Consider the following 1,268-nt stretch of genomic DNA (forward strand, 5'->3'; position numbering starts at 1 on the left):
AACCTGCACAATTAAATGCTTTGGCCTATGCGAATGGTACTGATGTTCATTTAGCTGCTAATGAAGAAGCGCATTTACCGCATGAGGCATGGCATGTGGTACAGCAAAAACAAGGTAGAGTTAAACCAACAACACAATTAAATTCCGATATAACAGTTAACGACGATGCTGATTTAGAAAAAGAAGCCGATGAAATGGGATCAAAAGCAGCTGGTCTTTAAATTATAAATAAAGCACCCGCTTTTTATATTACTGCGTTTGGCTTTTATATTAATGCATCCGCTTTTTACAATAACGGACCTTATTTTTATAATAACGCACCCGCGATTTACATTAACCCACCCGTGATTTATATTAACTTACCCGCGATTTATATTATTGCACCCGCTAAGTTAAATACCGCTCGTTCTGAATTGGTTTCCCACCCAGTCCCCTCCTTTATAAACCTGACAGTAGCGAAAATCCTTTTTGTTTGCACTTACAGTAAAAGATTGCTTCGTTGTTTCTCCTAGCAATGACGATAACGAGAGCAGAAACCACAAAAAGATTGAAGTGAATGGCAGGACTGCCGCCTCCGATGAAAAAGTGACATTCATTTCCAAAAAAAAAATCTGCAAGCCTTATGAAATGAATCCATAAAACTTGCAGATGATTTATCTAAATAGATTGCTTCGTCGTACCTCCTTGCAATGACGATTGGGAGTAATTAAGGCGATGGAAAGGAAAACCTTAAACCCTCTACCTTCCCGCCTTCTACCTTATTAAGGAACGATCTCTTCTAAGTAACTCTCAATCGGCGGACAAGCACAGATTAATGCCCTATCACCATGGCTATCGTTAACACGACCAACTGAAGGCCAGAACTTACGCTCTAACACATAAGGAAGTGGAAACGCAGCTGTTTGACGACTATATGCATGATCCCATTCGTTAGCGGTAATTACCGAAACCGTATGAGGTGCATTTTTTAATGGGTTATCAGTTTTATCTAAAGTACCATTTTCTACAGCGGTAATTTCGTTTTTAATCGCGATTAAGGCATCACAGAAACGGTCTAACTCATGTTTAGGCTCCGATTCGGTAGGCTCAACCATTAAAGTACCCGCAACCGGGAAAGAAACCGTTGGTGCGTGGAAACCATAATCCATTAAACGTTTTGCGATATCAGTTACTTCGATTCCGAAAGCTTTGAACGAACGGCAATCTAAAATCATCTCATGTGCGCAACGGCCTTGAGCACCTGAATAAAGCACCGGATAGTGTTGCTC

At 40.5% G+C, this 1,268-nt stretch carries 1 protein-coding gene and 1 pseudogene; one reads left to right on the plus strand and one right to left on the minus strand.

Annotated features, from left to right (window positions below; translation table 11 throughout):
* A partial coding sequence (locus AC1DPQ_RS28045) for an eCIS core domain-containing protein (protein WP_477611609.1) occupies positions 1–221 on the plus strand: 221 nt, incomplete at its 5' end.
* 540 nt (positions 222–761) lie between these two features.
* Here the strand turns inward: AC1DPQ_RS28045 and AC1DPQ_RS28050 are convergent.
* Positions 762–1,268: pseudogene (locus tag AC1DPQ_RS28050) on the minus strand (aminomethyl-transferring glycine dehydrogenase); the annotation flags it as partial.

It is taken from the genome of Pedobacter sp. 01T416_2 (genome assembly GCF_056398925.1).